The sequence below is a fragment of the Streptomyces sp. NPDC001828 genome (assembly GCF_042892175.1).
In the GTDB taxonomy this organism is placed as follows: domain Bacteria; phylum Actinomycetota; class Actinomycetes; order Streptomycetales; family Streptomycetaceae; genus Streptomyces.
This window is the reverse complement of the sequence record NZ_JBIATV010000006.1, coordinates 302,689-321,396: the sequence shown is the minus strand read 5'-3', so window position 1 is coordinate 321,396 and position 18,708 is coordinate 302,689. Positions and strand designations below refer to the sequence as shown.

The window sequence follows — 18,708 nt, the reverse complement described above, 5'->3', positions numbered from 1 at the left end:
TCACCGGACCGGGCGCGGACCGGGGGATTGTCTGCCGAGCGCCCCGAGGCCTACCGGCCGAGCGCCGCCGCCACGATGGCGGCCGTGCGGTCGGCCGGGACGCCCGCCGAGAGCAGGAGGGTCGTCGCGGCCGAGCGGCCGGCCTCGGACGCGGGCAGGGCGCCCTCGTTGACCGCCTCCATCAGGCCGAACAGGGACTGTTCGTGCACGTACGCGAGGGCGGCGGGCGGCAGGGGCGAGGTGAACACCCCTTCGCGCAGGCCGAGTTGGAGCAGGTCCACGCACTCCTTGCGGACCGGGGCGAGGCGCAGCTTGATGCCCGCCATGGTGACGCTGCGCTGGGCCAGAGCGACCAGGAGCCGGTAGCGGTCGGCGATCTCCCAGACCGCGAGGGTGGCCCGGGCCAGCGCCTCGGCCGGGTCGGTGATGCCCTCGCGCCCCTCGCGGTGTGCGTCCGCGACGGTCTCCGCCGCCTCGTCCACCAGCGCCGCGATCAGCGCGTCCCGGCTCGGGAAGTGCCCGTACACCGTGCGCCGTACGACCCCGGCCGCGCGGGCGATCTGGTCCATCGACGCGTCCGGGTCGCGGAGCAGCTCGGCGAAGGCCACCTCCATGATGCGGCGGCGGTTCGCGTCGGCGCGGCCCCCCGAGGGGGCGGCAGGGGTTGCTGTCACGCCCCCATTTTGCACAGCGCCGTGCAGGGGCGTAAATTGCACAGCAGTGTGTAATTGCACAGTGATGTGCAAGTAGATCTTCCCCGATGGGGGCCCGAAGGAAGAACCAGACCTTCGGGGGAAGCAAGACCGAGGAAGGGTGAGACACCGTGGGTCTCGTCATCAACCAGCCCGTCGAGAAGATGGGGGCGCCCTACCGGCGGCGCTGGTGGGCGCTGCTCGTGCTCTGCCTCAGCCTGCTGATCATCGTGATGGCGAATACCGCCCTCACCGTCGCCGCCCCCGACATGACCAAGGACCTGGGGCTCAGCAGCTCCGACCTGCAGTGGGTCATCGACGGCTACACCGTCCCGTACGCCGCCCTGATGCTGCTGCTCGGCGCGATCGGCGACAAGTACAGCCGGCGCGGCGCGCTCGTGCTCGGCCTGCTCGTCTTCGCGGGCGCCTCCGTGGCCGGCTCGCTCGTCGACAGCTCCACCGGCGTCATCGCGTCCCGCGCCGTCATGGGCGTCGGTGCCGCGCTGATCATGCCCGCGACCCTGTCGCTGCTCGCCTCGACCTTCCCGCGCGCCGAGCGCGCCAAGGCGATCCTGCTGTGGACGGCGACCGCCGGAATCGCCATCGCCGCGGGCCCGCTGGTCGCGGGCGCCCTCCTGGAGAACCACGGCTGGGCCTCGACGTTCCTGATCAACGTGCCGATCGCACTGCTCGCGGTCGTCGGCGCGTTCGTCCTCGTACCGCCGTCGAAGGCCGCCCACCACGACCGCATCGACTACGTCGGCGGGCTCCTCTCGGTCGTCTCCGTCGGCGCGCTGGTCTACATGATCATCCAGGGCCCGCACTTCGGCTGGGACGCCAAGGCGATCTCCGCGGCCGTCATCGCCGGCCTCGGCTTCGTCCTCTTCGTGCTGTGGGAGCTGCGCCACCCGCGGCCCGTCCTGGACGTGCGCCGCTTCGCGCACCGCATGTTCTCCGGCTCGCTGCTCGCCGTGGCGCTGTTCTTCCTCGCGGTCTTCGGCGCCTTCTACTTCCTCACCCAGCACCTCCAGTTCGTGCTCGGCTACACCCCGCTCGAGACCGGCATCCGCATGCTGCCGCTGGCCGGCGCGGTCTTCGTGGGCTCCGCGCTCACCGGGTTCCTGACCCCCCGGCTCGGCATGAAGGTCACCGTCACAGCCGGCATGGTCGCCGGAACCGTCGCGCTCGCGCTGCTCACCCGGGTCGACTCCGGCTCCGGGTACGGCGACTTCCTCGCCCCGCTGATCATCCTGGGCGTCGCCATCGGACTCGCCCTCTCGCCCTGCACCGACGCGATCATGGGCGCGTTCCCGGAGGCCGAACTCGGCGTCGGCGGCGCCGTCAACGACACCTCGCTCGAACTCGGCGGCTCGCTCGGCATCGCCATCCTCGGCTCCGTGCTCGCCAAGTCGTACTCCTCGCACCTCGCGGACGCGACCGCCGGCACCAAGCTGCCCGCCTCGGCGCTCGCCACCGCGCAGGACTCGGTCGGCGCCGGTTACGCCGTCGCCCAGGGCATCGGTGAGCAGGCCAAGCAGCTCGGCGCCCAGGCGCTGCACGCGAGCTCCCCGCAGCAGGCGGCCCAGCTCAAGGCCCAGGCCGAGCAACTCGCCGCCGGCGCGCAGCAGATGAGCCACGCGGTCGGCTCCGCCTTCTCCGACGCCGTCGCCCGCACCAGCCTCATCGGAGCGGTGATCCTGGGCGTGGGGACCGTCCTGGTCGCCGTCCTCCTGCCGCGCCGCGACAAGGGCGACGACGCGCCGGAGGGTCAGGCCGCGCGGGACTCGGAGCACGAGCCCCTCACCGTCTGACCGACCGCACCCGGCCCGGCGCCCAGCGCGCCGGGCCCCACCCCCGAGCCCGAGCCCGGCACACAGCCGCGGCTCGGGCTCGCCGTCGTGTACGGCCTGGCCCAAGTGGGCTTCCGCGTAAGCGAGTCAGAGCCCTCGGTCCGTCCCTAGTGTCTCGGCCACCGCGTCCGTCAGCCACTCCCCGGTGTGGCTGAAGGCGAAGCCGAGCGACTCGGCGCGGGAGGTGTCCATCCCGTAGGAGCGGGCGAAGGAGAACGGAGAGACGGCGCCCACCTCCACCGCCCGATAGCGCACGGCGTGCCGGTCGCCGCCCACCGCGTCCGCCACCGCCCCCGCGATGTCCTCGCACATCAGCGGCCCGTGCGAGGCGGCGTTCACCGGTCCGGTGAAGTCCTGCCGGGTCGTCCAGAACAGGAACGCGGCGATCTCGTCCACCTGGATGTACGTGGCCGGACGGTCGGGCACGGCCACCGCCACCGGCTCGCCCGCGCGGATCCGGTCCGCGTAGTGGGCGAGCCGCCCGGTGAAGTCGTCGGCGCCGCCCAGGACGTGCGCCACCCGCACCGAGACGTACGGGAAGTCGCCGCGCGCGAACACCGCCTCCGCCTGGCGCTTGCCCTCGCCGTAGTGCTGCGTGACGAACTCCGGCTCTTCCCACGGCAGTTGGGGCGTGACGATGACGGTACGGGGGTCGAGGGCGCCCTCGGGGACCGGCTCGGCGGAGTCCTCGTACTCGTACACCTCGACCGTCGAGGTCATGACGTAGCGCGCGGTGCGGCCGGTGAGGACGCGGCGGGCGATCGCCGCCTGGCGCGGGGTGTAGCAGACCTGGTCGACCACCACGTCGAAGGTGCGCCCGTCGAGCGCGGCGACCAGCGCCGCCTCGTCGTCGCGGTCCGCGATCAGCTGGACCGCCCCCGGCGGGGGCGGTGCCGAGCCCCGGTTCAGGACCGTCACCCGGTCACCGGCCGCGATCAGCCGCGCGATGAGCCGCTTCCCGAAGTACCGGTTGCCCCCGATGACCAGAACCTCGCGCATGTCCTCAAATCCCTTCCCACCAGCGGCCTTCCCGGATCACCAGTGTCACTGACCCGCTCACGGCCCTGCCGTGGGGCCCCGCCCCGCGGGCTTGCCTTGACGTCGGCGTGAAGGCTTACGGTCCTTGTCATGCGCATCGGCGAACTCGCGGCGCGGGCGGGCACCACCACCCGCGCGCTTCGGTACTACGAGTCGCGCGGCCTGCTGGCCGCGCGGCGGACCGAAAACGGCTACCGGACGTACGACGAGGACGACCTGCGGCTGCTCCAGCAGATCAGGACCCTGCAGGACTTCGGGTTCGACCTGGAGGAGACCCGGCCGTTCGTGGAGTGCCTGCGGGCCGGCCACCCGGCCGGCGACAGCTGCCCGGCGTCGCTCGCGGTGTACCGCCGCAAGCTGGCGGAGCTCGACGCCCTGATCGACGAGCTCGGCGCCGTGCGCACCCGGGTCCGGGCCGAACTGGCGCGGGCCGAGGTGCTGGCGACGGCGGAGGTGCCGGGCGGCCCCGAGCCGCGCTGCGAGTTGGGCCCGGGCGCGACCGGGGGACCGGACGACACAGACCGAAGGGGATGACGTGATGGTCAAGGCGGCAGGTGTGGACGAGGTCACCGACGAGACGTTCGCTGACGAGGTGAGGGGGTCGGGACTTCCGGTCCTGGTGGAGTTCACGGCCGACTGGTGCGGGCCGTGCCGGCAGCTCGCGCCCGTGCTGAGCGCGATGGCGGTTGAGGAGGCGGACCGGCTGAAGATCGTCCAGCTGGACGTGGACCGGAACCCGGAGACGACCACGAAGTACGGCGTCCTGTCGATGCCCACGCTCATGGTCTTCGTCGACGGCGAACCGGTGAAGTCGATGGTGGGCGCGCGCCCCAAGCGCCGGCTGCGGCAGGAACTCGCCGACGTGATCTGAGGGCCGCCGGGCCCACAAAAAATGCCCCGGATGAATTGACATCCGGGGCCTTCTCCTGCGTATATTAAGTGTTTCGCGCCTTCTGATAATGAAGTCACGAAGAAGACTTATGGAAGCACTGTATCGCGTCAGGAGTGGAATTGTCAACCGAGGAATTTCGGAAGGAACAGCAATTCATCACCGACCTCTATGCCCGTCTCGACCAGCTGCGGGATCAGGCCGAGGTCGCGGTGCAGTCGGCGTTGTCCCAGGTCGGCACGGGTCTACAGGCCCGGCTGGAACGGGATGTGATGGTCGCCGAGCAGTCCGGCCTGCTCGCCGCGCTCAACGCGGGTGAGAACGGGCTGTGCTTCGGACGGCTCGATTTCCGGGACGGCGCCACCCGTCATGTCGGGCGTATCGGAATCCGCAGGAATGACCGGGAACGCACTCCGCTCGTGATCGACTGGCGGGCGGAAGTGGCACGCCCGTTCTATCTCGCCACCGGATATTCCCCTATGGGATTGCGGCGCAGGCGCCACATCACCACCGAGGGCCGCACCGTCACCGCGTTGCATGACGAGCTGCTCGACCTGACGGACTCGGAGCGCACCGGCCACGAGGGCGCCAACGCCGACGAGGTGCTGCTCGCCGCGCTCGACGCCGCCCGCACCGGCCGGATGCACGACATCGTGCAGACCATCCAGGCCGAGCAGGACCGCATCATCCGGGCCCCGCACCGCGGCGTGCTCGTCGTGGAGGGCGGGCCCGGCACCGGCAAGACGGTCGTCGCGCTGCACCGGGCGGCGTATCTCCTGTACGAGTACCGGGAGTTGCTGGCCCGCAGGGCCGTGCTCGTCGTCGGCCCCAACCCGGCGTTCCTCGGCTACATCGGCGATGTGCTGCCCTCGCTCGGCGAGACGGGCGTACTCCTGTCGACGATGTCGGAGCTGTTCCCCGGGGTGCGCGCGACGGGTGCCGACACCCCCGAGGCCGCCGAGGTGAAGGGCCGGGCCGCCATGGCCGAGGTGCTCGCGGCGGCCGTGCGCGACCGCCAGACCGTGCCCCAGTGGGCCACCGACATCCAGCACGACGGGTACGGCACGCTCCAGCTCGACCGGGCGATGGCCGAGGACGCCAGGTGGCGGGCGCGCGAGAGCGGCCTGCCGCACAACCTCGCCAGGCCGCACTTCGCCTTCCACATCATCGACGCGCTCACCGCACAGCTGGTGGAGCGCATCGGCGCCGACCCCTTCGGCGGCCCGAACCTCCTCGGCCCGGACGACGCCGCCCAGATGGGCAAGGAGATCGCGACGAGCCGCGAGGTGCACGCGGCCATCGAGGAGCTGTGGCCGAAGCTGACCCCGCAGGAATTCGTGGCGGACTTCCTGGCCGATCCCACCCATCTCCCGGACGCCGAAGCCAAGTTGATCCAGCGCGACGGCGGCGACTGGACGCCCGGCGATGTGCCGCTGCTCGACGAGGCGGCCGAACTCCTCGGCGCGGACGACAGCGCGGCGCGGGCCGCCGCCGAGGCCGATCGCCAGGAGCGGATCGCCTACGCCCAGGGCGTGCTCGACCTCTCCGCGGGCTCGGAGTCGTACGAGTTCGAGGACGAGGAGTCCGAGGTGCTCGCGGCGCACAACATCATCGACGCCGAGCGGATGGCCGAGCGGCACGAGGAGGCCGACCACCGCAGCGCGGCCGAGCGCGCGGCCGCCGACCGCACCTGGGCGTTCGGACACATCATCGTCGACGAGGCGCAGGAGCTGTCGGCGATGGCGTGGCGGCTGCTGATGCGGCGCTGCCCGACCCGCTCGATGACGCTCGTCGGCGACCCCGCGCAGACCGCGGACGCGGCGGGGGTGGGCTCGTGGGAGCGGATCCTGGAGCCGTACGTCTCGCCCGGGCACTGGGAGCACGTCCGCCTCGGCGTGAACTACCGCACCCCGGCGGAGATCATGGAGGTGGCGGCCGAGGTGTGCCGGGCGGCCGACCCGTCCTTCGTGCCGCCGAGTTCCGTCCGGACCACGGGGGTACGCCCCTGGGCCCGGCGGGTCGCCCCCGACGCGCTCGCCCCGGCGGTGGCGGAGGCCGTCACGGCCGACCGGGGCACGGGCCGCCTCGCGGTCATCGCCCCCGCCCCCCTGCACCCCGCGCTCCTCGAAGCCCTGCCCGACGCGTCGTCCGGCCCCGTCCCCGACCTGACGAGCGAGGTAGTCCTCCTGGACCCGCGCCAGGCGAAGGGGCTCGAGTTCGACGCGGTGCTCGTGGTGGAGCCGGGGGAGTACGGGGTGAGCGACCTGTACGTCGCGCTGACGCGGGCGACGCAGCGGCTGGGGGTGTTGACCTCGGGCCCCCTCCCGCGGGCACTGGCCGGTTTGCGCGCGGCCTGACGCGCCGGGTACCGGGCCCCTCCGGGCCGGGCGGGCCCCCGGGGCTGCGCCCCGGGCCCCTCGGTCATCCGCGAACCGCAGGGGCCGTTCGCGCAGTTCCCCGCGCCCCTAGCAGCGCCGGTGGCATGGGCATCCTCAGCCCGTCATGGGGGTCCCCCCTGGCCCTTAAGGCCTTGGGGGAGATTGAGGACGAGCGCCGTTCAGGCGCGAACGGGGGTCTGGGGGCGGAGCCCCCGGGGGGCCGGGCTCACCCACCCCCGAACCCTAAGCGGGAGGCGCCCCCGTGCTTTCGCGGGGCTGCAACCGCGGCAGCGGATCCTGGAGCTGGCGAGGGGCGCCGCCGTCCAGCAGGGCCAGAAGCTGCGACGCCGCCCGCTCCCCGAACTCGTCGGCCTTCCGCACCAGCGCCGTGAGCTGCGGATGCAGGGTGTGGCAGATGACGGAGTCCTCCCAGGACACCACCGACACGTCCCGGGGAATCAGCAGCCCCCGCTCCGCCGCCACACTGACCGCCGCCACCGCCATCACCTCGTTGTCGCAGATGAGGGCCGTGGGCGGCACCGGCGCCGAGAACAACCGCCGTGCCGCCTTGGCCCCCTGACGGTCCGTGAAGTCCGTGGTCACGGACACCGCGTGCTCCAGGCCCAGCCGTCGCGCGGCCGCCCGCAACGACGCTATCCGGCGCGCGGTGTGGGCGAAGCCCGGCGTACCCGCGATGTGACCGATGCGGCGGTGGCCGAGCCCGTACAGATGCCGGACGATCAGGTCCATCGCCCCCGAGTCGTCGGCCCAGATGTTGGAAAGCCTTGCCTGGCGCGGGAGTTGGGGCGCGCCCGGGTGCCCCGGCGCCTCCATCCCGCCGATGATCACGGCCGGCAGGCCGAGTACCGCGAGCGTCTCGGGGCGCGGGTCCGACACCCGGGGGTCCACCACGATCACGCCGTCGACCCGGCCCTCCGCCCACCAGCGCCGGTACAGCTCGCACTCCGCCTGGACGTCGTCGACCATCTGGAACACCAGCGCCTGGTCGCGCGGCGCGAGGCTCGCCTGGATGCCCGAGACGAGCTGGAGGAAGAACGACTCCCCGCCCAGGCTGTCCGCCGGCCGGGCGAGCACCATGCCGATCGCCCCCGCGCTCTCGCCGGAGAGCGCGCGCGCCGCCGAGCTGGGCCGCCAGCCCAGCCGGTCCGCGACCCGTATGACCCGGCGGCGGGTCGAATCGGACACCCCGGGGCGGTTGTTGAGGGCGAAGGAGACCGCGCTCGTGGAGACGCCGGCCTCCCTGGCCACGTCCTTCATCGTCGGCCGGCGGGGCGGCGGCGCATCGCTTTCGATCTCGCTCATGCGCTGATGGTAACGCGGTTTAGCTGGATCGAACTAAACCGCCTTAGTAGGGCATCAACATTCAGGACTTTAGTCCTTTTTAGTGTCGTTGACCTGCGCGTTTAGTTAATCGGCTCACTTATTCGCTATTGACGGCCAATTAATTCGCGCTGCATGGTGTGCGGCAACGTCATCGGGACGAGGCGAAGGAGTCAGCCACTCATGTCCATTCATCGCAGTGTCGCGATCCGGACGGCCGTAGGTCTCGGCGCGGCCCTCTCGCTCACCGTGCTCACCGCGTGCGGTGGCGGCGGGAGCGGCAAGGGGTCGGCCACCGACGGGAAGATCGAGGGCGAGATCAAGTTCCAGACCTGGAACCTCCGCGCCAACTTCAAGGACTACTTCGAAGGCGTCATCAAGGACTTCGAGAAGGCCAACCCCGGCACCACGGTGAAGTGGGTGGACCAGCCCGCCGACAACTACGCCGACAAGCTGAGCGCGGACGCCACCGCCGGCACCCTCCCCGATGTCGTGAACCTCTCCCCGGACCTCGCCTATCCGCTCGCCAAGGCCGGCACGCTGCTCAACCTGGACAAGGACAAGGTCGCCGCCAAGTTCAAGCCCGAGTACCTGGACGGCGCCTGGCAGGGCTTCGACATGCCGGGGCTCGACGGCTCGTACGCCTTCCCCTGGTATCTGAACACCGGCCCGCTCTTCTACAACAAGTCCATGTTCAAGGACGCCGGGCTCGACCCCGACAAGGCGCCGAAGACCTTCGACGAACTCTTCGCGGACGCCGGCCAGTTGGCGCAGAAGGGCAAGGCCACCCTCGCGCAGCCGCCGACCGTCGAGGACTTCGGCCGGTACGGCGTCGAGATCATGAGCAAGGACGGGACGAAGTTCACCTTCAACGACGCCAAGGGCGTCGAGTTCCTGACGAAGTACCAGACGATGTTCAAGGAGGGCGGCCTGCACAAGCAGGCGCTGACCCTCACCGCCGAGACGGCCGGGCAGAAGTTCCTCCAGCAGGAGGTCGCCATGAACCCGGGCAGCGCCCACGACCTGGACACCTTCAAGAAGAACGCCCTGTCGCTCTACAGCAGCCTGGGGATCACGGACGTACCGACCAACACCGGCAAGCAGAACATGTACTTGCAGGGCCTCTCGGTCAACTCGCAGAGCAAGAACGCCGCGACCGCGCTCGCCTTCGCGCACTTCGTCACCGACCAGAAGAACCAGGAGGACTTCGGCCACAAGGTCGCCGTCTTCCCCAGCACCAAGGGCTCGCTGGACAAGGAGTACTGGACCAAGTCCGACGGCACCGAGGAGGGCAGGATCCGGGTCGCCTCGGCCAAGATGCTGCCGACCGCCGTCAACTACACCCCGGTCCTGTTCAGCGACGAGATGAAGACGATCCTGCGCAACGAGATAGCCAAGTGCCTCCAGGGCAAGGAGTCGCCGAAGGCGGCCCTGGACAGCGCGGCGAACCAGATGACCAAGCTGATCCAGCAGAAGTGACCCGGTGACCGAGCGATGAGCACCTCCACCCGGGCCGCCGCCGCGAAGGGGGCGGCGGACCGACCGCGCGCCGCCGCCCCCGGCCGGCGCGCGGGCCGCCCCGCCGGCCGTACGCACAAGGTCTTCAGCCCCTGGCTGTTCCTGGCGCCGGGCCTCCTGATCACCCTCGCCTTCAACCTCTACCCGTTCCTCGCCACGGTGTGGAAGTCGTTCACCGACGCCCGCACCCTGACGCCCGGCACCTTCGTCGGCTTCGACAACTTCACGGCCCTCGTGCACGACGACCAGTTCTGGGTCGCGCTGCGCAACAGCGCCCTGTACGTCGTCCTGGTCGTGCCGTGCCTGGTCTTCCTGCCGCTGCTGCTCGCCCTCCTGGTGCAGCGGCACATCCCCGGCATCGCCTTCTTCCGGTCCGCCTACTACACGCCCGTGGTGGCGTCCGTGGTCGTCGTCGCCCTGATGTGGGTGTGGATGCTGGACGACCGCGGCTTCATCAACGGCGTGCTGCACATGGTGGGCGTCGACCCGGTGCCGTTCCTGTCCAACCAGTGGCTGCTGCTGCTCAGTTCGATGGCCCTGACCGTGTGGAAGGGCCTCGGCTACTACATGATCATTTACCTGGCGGCGCTCGCGAACGTCCCCAAGGAGCTCCACGAGGCCGCCGAGGTGGACGGCGCCGGGCCGATCCGCCGCTTCGTCTCCATCACCATGCCGTCCGTGCGCTCCACCATGGTCCTGGTCGGCGCGCTCTCCTCGGTCTCCGCCTTCAAGGTCTTCACCGAGGTCTTCATGATCGCGGGCCCGACCGGAGGACCCGGCGGCGCCGACACCACCCTCGTCATGCTCATCCAGCGGGCCGGCACCGGCCTCCAGGGCCGCACCGGCTACGCCTCGGCGATGTCGATCGTGCTGTTCCTGCTGACCCTGGTCCTGATGCTGCTCGTGCTGCGCGCCGACCGGAAGGACAAGGACTGATGGCCGACCGGAAGGACACCCACTGATGGCCGCCGTCACCCACCACCCGGCCGGACCCCGTCGCACCCGTGCCCCCCGCTGGCGCAAGGCCCTGCGGTACGCGGCCCTCGTCGTCGTGCTGCTCATCATGATCGGGCCGTTCCTGTGGCAGCTGTCCACCTCGCTCAAGGGCACCACCGAGGACATCTACACCTCGCCGCCCCGGCTGCTGCCGGAGCACCCCACGTTCGCCAACTACCGGGGCGTCGCGGACATCATCCCCGTCTGGGACTTCATCCTGAACTCCCTGAAGGTGGCCGTCAGCAACGTCGCGACCAACGTCATCGGCGCCGCGATGGCCGGCTACGCGCTCTCCCGGCTCCGCTTCAAGGGCCGGGGCGCCGCCGGGATCGTGTTCGTGCTGGCGCTCCTGGTGCCGATGGAGGCGACCATGCTGGCCCAGTTCGCCACCATGCGCTCCCTGGAGCTCAACAACACCCTGGTCGCCGTGGTGCTGCCGGGCTGCATCGGCGCGATGAACGTGCTGTTGATGCGCAACGCCTTCGACAACATCCCGTACGAGATCGAAGAGGCCGCCATCGTCGACGGCGCCAACGTCTGGCAGCGCTTCACCCGGATCGCGCTGCCCGCCGTGAAGGGCACCCTCGCGGTCGTCGCGATCTTCTCCTTCATGGGTGCCTGGGACGACTTCCTGTGGCCCCTGATCGTGCTCTCGGACTCGGACCACTTCACGCTCACCGTCGGCCTGAACTTCCTGCACGGCACGTTCTCCAACAACCAGCGCGTCGTCGCGGCGGGCACCATCATCGCCGTGGCCCCGCTGATCGTTATGTTCGCCTGCCTCCAGCGGTTCTTCTTCCGCGGGGTCGGCGAAGGCGCGGTCAAGGGCTGACCCGTCACGCGCCGGGCCCCCCAACTCCCCTTCCGCAGAACTACCTTGGAGTCCATCCCATGGCAGCCCCGCGCTTCGGCGTCAACTACACGCCCAGCCAAGGCTGGTTCCACCACTGGCTCGACTACGACCGGGACGCGGTACGGACCGACCTCGACGCGATCGCGGCCCTCGGCCTCGACCACGTACGGGTCTTCCCGCTCTGGCCCTACTTCCAGCCCAACCGCACCCTGATCCGTCCCCGCGCGGTCGAGCAGCTCGTCGACCTCGCGGACGCCGCCGCCGAACGCGGCCTCGACGTCAACGTCGACGGGCTGCAGGGGCATCTGTCGAGCTTCGACTTCCTGCCCGCCTGGACCAGGACCTGGCACCGCCGCAACCTGTTCACCGACCCCGAGGTCGTCGACGGGCAGGCCGCCTATCTGCGCACCCTGGCGGCGGCCCTCGCCGACCGGCCCAACTTCATCGGCATGACGCTCGGCAACGAGGTCAACCAGTTCTCCGCCGGGCCCCACCCCGACCCCGACCGGGCCACCGAGGCCGAGGCCGACCGCTGGCTGGAGCGGATGCTGGCGGCCTGCGCGGAGGGCGCGCCGGGCAAGCTGCACCTGCACGCCGAGTACGACGCGTGCTGGTACCAGGACGACATGCCGTTCACCCCGGCCCAGGCGGCCCGGCGCGGCGCGGTGACCGCCGTGCACTCCTGGGTCTTCAACGGCACCGCGCAGCGCCACGGCCGCGCGTCGGTGCCGAGCGAGCACCACGCCGCCTACCTCGTCGAGCTGTCCAAGGCGTGGGCCGACGACCCGCGCCGCCCGGTCTGGCTCCAGGAGGTCGGCGCCCCGGCCCCGCTCGTGCCGCCCGCGCACGCCGCCGCCTTCACCGAGGCGACCGTCGAGAACGCCCTGGACTGCCCCGACCTGTGGGGCATCACCTGGTGGTGCTCCCACGACGTCTCGCGCGAGCTCGCCGACTTCCCCGAACTCGAATACGGCCTGGGCCTGTTGACCAACGACGGCACGCCCAAGGACACCGCCCGGGTGCTGGCCCGGGCCGCCGCCGCGTTCCGCGACGGAGCCCGCACCTACGCCCCCGCGCCCCGCACGACCGCGCTCGCCGTGCCCGCCGACCCGGCCGCCCGCTCCGCCTGCGCACCCGGCGGCGCCGTCTTCGAGGCGTTCTTCCGGCTCACCGCCGACGGCGCCCGGCCCACCACCGTCCTCGCCACCCGCGCCGACGACCGAGCCCACCTCCTGGCGCGCGGCATCACCGACGTCGTCACCCCCGACCAGGTCCGGTAACGCTCCCACCAGGAGGCACCCCGTGCACCACCCCACCCGACGCGCCGGTCACCCTGGACCTGTACGCGACCCGCCTTCCCCTGTCGGGGCGCACGGTCGTCGAGCTCACCCACCGGGCCGACGCGGACGTCCGGGTCGAGCTGGCCGCCACCGGTCCGGACGGCATGCGCTTCACCTGGCGCCGCGCACCCGGACCCGTACGCCACTACGAGCTGCACCGGATCCTGCCGGACGGCACCCGGCGTTTCCTCGGCGGCACCTGCCGGCAGGCGTACTACGTACCCGGCCTGGTACCCGAGCGGGGCGAGCGGGCGGCCCGGTTCGAGGTGCGGGCGGTGGGGGAGCTTTACACCGCGTCCCATCCGGCTTCCGCCGCCCACACCTGGTAGATCCACCCCATTCGAACGGAGCACCCTCATGCATGACGACCGCGGCCTGGTCGAAGCCCGCCTCAAGCGCGTTCTGGAGGAGCGCGTCCGCCCCGCCGTGTACCCGGAGTCGGTGCCGCTGGAGGTCGCCGTCTGGAACGCGCCGGGCGAGCCAGTACCGGTGGAGGAAGGCCTGGCCGCGCCGGTGACGCCGGTCGCGGTCGGCGAGATGTGGGGCCCGCCCTGGGGCACCAGCTGGTTCCGGGTGACCGGGACCGTGCCCGAGGAGTGGGCCGGGAAGTCGGTGGAGGCCCTGCTCGACCTCGGCTTCGACGAGAACATGCCGGGCTTCCAGTGCGAGGGCCTGGTCTACCGGCCCGACGGCACCCCGGTGAAGGGCCTCAACCCGCGCAACCAGTGGGTGCGCGTCGGCGCCCCGGTCGACGGCGGCGAAGAGGTCGTCCTGCACATCGAGGCCGCCTCCAACCCGGTCCTGCTCGACTACCACCCCTTCGTGCCCACGCGGCTCGGCGACATCGAGACCTCGCACCGCGACCCGCTGTACAAGCTGACCCGCATGGACCTCGCGGTGTTCGACGAGACCGTGTGGCGCCTGGTCATCGACCTGGAGGTGCTCGGCGAGCTGATGGCGGAGCTGCCCGTCGACTCCGGCCGGCGCTGGGACATCCTGCGGTCCGTGGACCGGGCCCTGGACGCCCTCGACCTCCAGGACGTCAACAGCACGGCGGAGGCGGCCCGTTCGGAGCTGACCGGCGTGCTCTCCTCGCCCGCCGAACCCTCCGCGCACCGGATCAGCGCGGTGGGCCACGCCCACATCGACTCGGCGTGGCTGTGGCCGCTGCGCGAGACGGTGCGCAAGGTGGCGCGCACGACGTCCAACATGACGGCGCTCCTGGAGGACGAGCCCGAGTTCATCTTCTCCATGTCGCAGGCCCAGCAGTGGGCGTGGATCAAGGAGCACCGGCCCGAGGTGTGGGCGAAGGTGGTCAAGGCGGTCTCCGACGGCCGGTTCGTGCCGGCCGGCGGCATGTGGGTCGAGGCCGACACCAACATGCCGGGCTCCGAGGCGATGGCCCGTCAGTTCGTGCACGGCAAGCGGTTCTTCATCGACGAGTTCGGCGTCGAGAACGACGAGGCGTGGCTGCCCGACACGTTCGGCTTCGCCGCGGGACTGCCGCAGATCATCAAGGCGGCGGGCTCCAAGTGGCTGCTCACCCAGAAGATCTCCTGGTCCCAGACCAACAAGTTCCCGCACCACACCTTCCAGTGGGAGGGCATCGACGGCACCCGGATCTTCACCCACTTCCCGCCGGTCGACACCTACAACTGCGCCATGAAGGGCAGTGAGATCGCCCACGCGGCCAAGAACTTCAAGGACAAGGGCGTCGCCCGGCACTCGCTCGCGCCGACCGGCTGGGGCGACGGGGGCGGCGGCACCACCCGCGAGATGATCGCGAAGGCGGCCCGGCTGCGGGACCTGGAGGGCAGCGCGCAGGTCGTGTGGGAGACCCCGGCCGAGTTCTTCGCGAAGGCGGAGGCGGAGTACCAGAACCCGCCGGTGTGGGTGGGCGAGCTGTACCTGGAGCTGCACCGGGCCACCCTGACGAGCCAGGCGAAGACGAAGCAGGGCAACCGCAGGAGCGAGCACCTGCTGCGCGAGGCGGAACTGTGGTCGGCGACGGCCGCGGTGCGGGAGCCCGAATTCGCCTACCCCTACGAGGAGTTGGACCGCATCTGGAAGACGGTCCTGCTCCACCAGTTCCACGACATCCTGCCGGGATCGTCGATCGCCTGGGTGCACCGCGAGGCGGAGAAGACGTACGCGGCGGTCGCCGCCGAGCTGACCGCCCTCATCGAGAAGGCCCAGCGCGCCCTCGCCGGGCAGGGCACCCAGACCCTGGTCTTCAACGCGACCCCGCACGCACGGCACGGCATCGCCGCGGGCGGGGCCGCGGTACCGGCGGGCGAGGGCCCTGCCGAACGGTCGGACCGCCCGGACGGCGGCTTCGTCCTCTCCAACGGGCGGTTGCGGGTCGAGGTCGACGGGCGCGGCCTGATCGTCTCGGCGTACGACCTGACCGCCCGCCGCGAGACGATCGCGCCGGACCGACCGGCGAACCTGCTCCAGATGCACCCCGACTTCCCGAACATGTGGGACGCGTGGGACGTGGACGCGTTCTACCGCAACACGGTGACCGACCTGGTCGAGGCGGACGAGGTGACGGCGGGCGACGGCGCGTCGGTACGGGTGGTGCGCTCGTTCGGCTCCTCGAAGGTGACCCAGACCCTGACACTGGCCGACGGATCGAACCGCCTGGACATCCTCACGGAGGTGGACTGGCACGAGACGGAGAAGTTCCTGAAGCTGGCCTTCCCGCTGGACGTCCACGCCGAGCGGTACGCCTCCGAGACCCAGTTCGGCCACTTCTACCGGTCCACGCACACCAACACGAGCTGGGAGGCGGCCAAGTTCGAGGCCTGCAACCACCGCTTCGTGCACCTGGAGGAGCCCGGCTGGGGCGTCGCCCTGGTCACCGACTCGACGTACGGCCACGACGTGACCCGTACGGTACGGGCCGAGGACGCGGGCACGACGACCACACTGCGCGTCTCCCTGCTGCGGGCCCCCCGCTTCCCCGACCCCGAGACCGACCAGGGCCCGCACCGCTTCCGGCACGCGCTGGTGCCGGGCGCCACGATCGGCGACGCGGTGCGCGAGGGCTACGTCGTGAACCTCCCCGAGCGCACGCTCCCCGGAGCGGGCCCGGTCGCCCCGCTGGCCGAGGTCGACAACGACGCGGTCGTCGTGACGGCGGTGAAGCTGGCGGACGACGGCAGCGGCGACGTGATCGTCCGCTTCCACGAGGCCCACGGCGGCCGCGCCCGCGCCACCCTGACCCCGGGCTTCCCCACCACCTCGGTCACCCCGACCGACCTCCTGGAACGCCCCCTGTCCGCCCCGTCCCCGACATCCGGCCCGGTGGACCTGACCCTGCGCCCCTTCGAACTGCGAACCCTGCGGTTCACCCGGGCGTAGCCGGAGCAGACGGGCGCGCCCCGGCCGATGACGTATCGGCCGGGGCGCGCGCCGGGCCGGCCCGCTGATGAGCGGGCCGGCCGTCTTCTCACACCGGCCGGAACCAGACCGTCGCCAGGGGCGGCAGCGTCACCGTCAGGGAGGTGGGGCGGCCGTGGGACGGGGTGGGGTCCGGCTTCAGGGGGTCGGGGTTGGTGACGCCGCCTCCGCCGTAGCGGGACTCGTCCGTGTTGAGGACCTCCTGCCAGGCGCCGGGGCCTTCGGGCACGCCCAGGCGGTATTCCGCCCGGACGACCGGGGAGAAGTTGGACACCGACAGGAGCGGGACGCCCGCCGCGTCGTGGCGCAGGAAGGCGAACACGTTGTCCTCCGCCGCGTCCCCGGCCACCCAGGTGAAGCCCGACGGGTCGGTGTCGCGCTCCCACAGGGCGGGCTGCGCCGCGTACACCCGGTTCAGATCGCGGACCAGATCGCGTACGCCCCGGTGGTCCGGCTCGGCGCTGTAGGAGGGGTCGAGCAGCCACCAGTCCGGGCCGTGGCCCTCCGACCACTCCGCGCCCTGCGCGAACTCCTGCCCCATGAAGAGGAGTTGCTTGCCGGGGTGGGCCCACATGAAGCCCAGATAGGCGCGGTGGGTGGCGCGCTGCTGCCACCAGTCGCCGGGCATCTTGGACACCAGGGCCCGCTTGCCGTGGACGACCTCGTCGTGCGAGATCGGCAGCACGTAGTTCTCGCTGTACGCGTACACCATCGAGAACGTCATCTCGCTGTGGTGGTACTTGCGGTGCACCGGCTCGTGCTGGACGTAGCCCAGCGAGTCGTGCATCCAGCCCATGTTCCACTTCAGGCCGAAGCCCAGGCCGCCGTGGTCGGTGCGCCGGGTGACCCCGTCCCACGCCGTGGACTCCTCGGCGACGGTCACGACGCCGGGGCAGCGCCGGTAGACCGTCGCGTTCATCTCCTGGAGGAAGGCCACCGCGTCCAGGTTCTCCCGCCCGCCGTGCTCGTTCGGAGTCCACTCGCCGTGCTCGCGCGAGTAGTCCAGATAGAGCATGGAGGCCACCGCGTCCACGCGCAGCCCGTCGACGTGGAACTCCTCGCACCAGTAAGTGGCGTTCGCCACGAGGAAGTTGCGCACCTCCTTGCGGCCGTAGTCGAATTCCAGGGTGCCCCAGTCGGGGTGCTCGGCGCGCAGCGGGTCCTCGTGCTCGTACAGCGTGCGCCCGTCGAACTCGGCCAGTGCCCAGTCGTCCTTCGGGAAGTGCGCCGGCACCCAGTCCACGAGCACCCCGATGCCCGCCTCGTGCAGCGCGTCCACCAGGAAGCGGAAGTCGTCGGGCGTGCCCATCCGGGACGTCGGCGCGTAGAAGCCGGTGACCTGGTAGCCCCACGATCCGCCGTAGGGATGCTCCGCCACCGGTAGGAATTCCACATGCGTGAAACCGAGGTCTTTGACGTAGGCCGGGAGCTGGTCGGCCAGCTGGCGGTACGTCAGACGGGGGCGCCAGGACGCCAGATGCACCTCGTACACCGAGAACGGGGCCTCGTGCACCGGCCGCGCGGCCCGCCGGGCCATCCACTCCTCGTCGCGCCAGACGTGGTGCGACTCGGTGACGATCGAGGCGTTGGCGGGCGGCACCTCCGTGCGCTGCGCCATCGGGTCGGCCCGCAGGGTGTGGCTGCCGTCGGGGCGCATGATCTCGAACTTGTACAGGGCCCCGTCGCCCACCCCCGGCAGGAACAGCTCCCACACCCCGGTCGAGCCGAGCGAGCGCATCGGGTGGGCGGTGCCGTTCCAGTAGCTGAAGTCCCCGGTGACGCGCACCCCTTGGGCGTTGGGCGCCCAGACGGTGAAGCGGGTGCCGGTCACGCCCTGGTGGGCCATGGGCCGGGCGCCCAGCGCCGTCCACAGCTCCTCGTGGCGGCCCTCGCCGATCAGATGCAGGTCGAGGTCGCCGAGCGAGGGCAGGAAACGGTACGGGTCCTGCACCTCGATCTCGGAGTCCTCGTAGGTGACGAGCAGGGTGTACTCGGGGATCTCGCTAAGCGGCAGCACCCCGGAGAACAGCCCGTCGCCGTCGTTGTGGAGCTCGGCGCGCAGCCCCTTGCCGAGCACGGTCACGGCCTCGGCGTAGGGGCGCAGGGCCCGGAACGCCACCCCGCCGCGCACCGGGTGCGCGCCGAGCAGGGAGTGCGGATCGTGGTGCCCGCCCGCGAGCAGGCGACCCCGCTCCGCCGCGTCGAGGGCGGGCGCGGGCCGTACGCCGCGACTCGCGGCCCGGCGTGGTGCGGGCGGCTTCTTGGCGGCCTTCACCGGGGCCTTCGCCGGCGCCTTGGCCGGCTTGGCCGGTGCCTTGGCGGGCTTCGCCGCCGCCGCGGGTTCGGCGGCGGGGGCGGGCTCGGAGGAGTTGCGGGCGGGGCGGGGGGTCACGGGGTCGGCCTCCTCA

At 71.5% G+C, this 18,708-nt stretch carries 13 protein-coding genes and 1 pseudogene; 10 read left to right on the top strand and 4 right to left on the bottom strand.

What is annotated here, in order from left to right; all coding sequences use genetic code 11:
* Positions 1-50 precede the first annotated feature (50 nt).
* Positions 51-614, bottom strand: a complete 564-nt coding sequence (locus ACFYZA_RS19845) for a TetR/AcrR family transcriptional regulator (protein ID WP_382598216.1) — start codon at positions 612-614, stop codon at positions 51-53.
* A 242-nt stretch (positions 615-856) separates the two neighbouring features.
* Here ACFYZA_RS19845 and ACFYZA_RS19840 point away from each other — a divergent pair, with 242 nt between their 5' ends.
* On the top strand, positions 857-2,503 hold the full coding sequence (locus tag ACFYZA_RS19840) for an MFS transporter (RefSeq protein ID WP_382598213.1): 1,647 nt from the start codon (positions 857-859) through the stop codon (positions 2,501-2,503).
* Positions 2,504-2,629: 126 nt separating this feature from the next.
* Here the strand turns inward: ACFYZA_RS19840 and ACFYZA_RS19835 are convergent, their stop codons facing one another.
* Positions 2,630-3,541 carry an NAD-dependent epimerase/dehydratase family protein gene (locus ACFYZA_RS19835; protein WP_388491923.1) on the bottom strand — a complete coding sequence of 304 codons (912 nt, stop codon included), beginning with the start codon at positions 3,539-3,541 and terminating at the stop codon, positions 2,630-2,632.
* A 129-nt stretch (positions 3,542-3,670) separates the two neighbouring features.
* On the opposite strand from ACFYZA_RS19835, the gene ACFYZA_RS19830 reads away from it, so the two are divergent.
* From ACFYZA_RS19830 to ACFYZA_RS19820, 3 genes are all read left to right on the top strand, one after another.
* Positions 3,671-4,114 (top strand): MerR family transcriptional regulator, encoded by a 444-nt coding sequence (locus ACFYZA_RS19830; protein ID WP_388491921.1) that lies wholly within the window; start codon positions 3,671-3,673, stop codon positions 4,112-4,114.
* Between the two features lie 4 nt (positions 4,115-4,118).
* Positions 4,119-4,451: a thioredoxin gene (gene trxA, locus ACFYZA_RS19825; RefSeq protein ID WP_388491919.1), complete on the top strand. Its 333-nt coding sequence runs from the start codon at positions 4,119-4,121 to the stop codon at positions 4,449-4,451.
* Positions 4,452-4,591: 140 nt separating this feature from the next.
* Positions 4,592-6,826, top strand: a complete 2,235-nt coding sequence (locus tag ACFYZA_RS19820; protein WP_388491917.1) for a HelD family protein — start codon at positions 4,592-4,594, stop codon at positions 6,824-6,826.
* Positions 6,827-7,090: 264 nt separating this feature from the next.
* Here ACFYZA_RS19820 and ACFYZA_RS19815 read toward each other — a convergent pair whose 3' ends face one another.
* A complete protein-coding gene (locus tag ACFYZA_RS19815) occupies positions 7,091-8,170 on the bottom strand; it encodes a LacI family DNA-binding transcriptional regulator (protein ID WP_382598147.1) in 1,080 nt (359 codons plus the stop codon).
* 201 nt (positions 8,171-8,371) lie between these two features.
* Between ACFYZA_RS19815 and ACFYZA_RS19810 the strand changes: the two genes are divergently transcribed.
* The 6 genes and pseudogenes from ACFYZA_RS19810 to ACFYZA_RS19785 all read left to right on the top strand — a co-directional run bounded on the left by ACFYZA_RS19810 (position 8,372) and on the right by ACFYZA_RS19785 (position 16,261).
* Positions 8,372-9,667 (top strand): ABC transporter substrate-binding protein, encoded by a 1,296-nt coding sequence (locus tag ACFYZA_RS19810; RefSeq protein ID WP_388491915.1) that lies wholly within the window; start codon positions 8,372-8,374, stop codon positions 9,665-9,667.
* Positions 9,668-9,682: 15 nt separating this feature from the next.
* Positions 9,683-10,642, top strand: coding sequence for a carbohydrate ABC transporter permease (locus ACFYZA_RS19805; protein ID WP_388491912.1), 960 nt, complete (start codon positions 9,683-9,685; stop codon positions 10,640-10,642).
* 25 nt (positions 10,643-10,667) lie between these two features.
* Positions 10,668-11,534: a carbohydrate ABC transporter permease gene (locus ACFYZA_RS19800; protein ID WP_382598141.1), complete on the top strand. Its 867-nt coding sequence runs from the start codon at positions 10,668-10,670 to the stop codon at positions 11,532-11,534.
* A 59-nt stretch (positions 11,535-11,593) separates the two neighbouring features.
* On the top strand, positions 11,594-12,835 hold the full coding sequence (locus ACFYZA_RS19795; RefSeq protein WP_382598138.1) for a glycosyl hydrolase: 1,242 nt from the start codon (positions 11,594-11,596) through the stop codon (positions 12,833-12,835).
* A 38-nt stretch (positions 12,836-12,873) separates the two neighbouring features.
* A pseudogene (locus tag ACFYZA_RS19790) lies at positions 12,874-13,224 on the top strand (endo-beta-N-acetylglucosaminidase); the annotation flags it as partial.
* A gap of 28 nt (positions 13,225-13,252) precedes the next feature.
* Positions 13,253-16,261 carry a glycoside hydrolase family 38 C-terminal domain-containing protein gene (locus ACFYZA_RS19785; RefSeq protein ID WP_388491909.1) on the top strand — a complete coding sequence of 1,003 codons (3,009 nt, stop codon included), beginning with the start codon at positions 13,253-13,255 and terminating at the stop codon, positions 16,259-16,261.
* Between the two features lie 88 nt (positions 16,262-16,349).
* On the opposite strand, the gene glgB is transcribed toward ACFYZA_RS19785, so the two are convergent.
* Complete coding sequence (gene glgB / locus ACFYZA_RS19780) at positions 16,350-18,692, bottom strand: 1,4-alpha-glucan branching enzyme (protein WP_382600547.1); 2,343 nt, start codon at positions 18,690-18,692, stop codon at positions 16,350-16,352.
* Positions 18,693-18,708 lie beyond the last annotated feature (16 nt).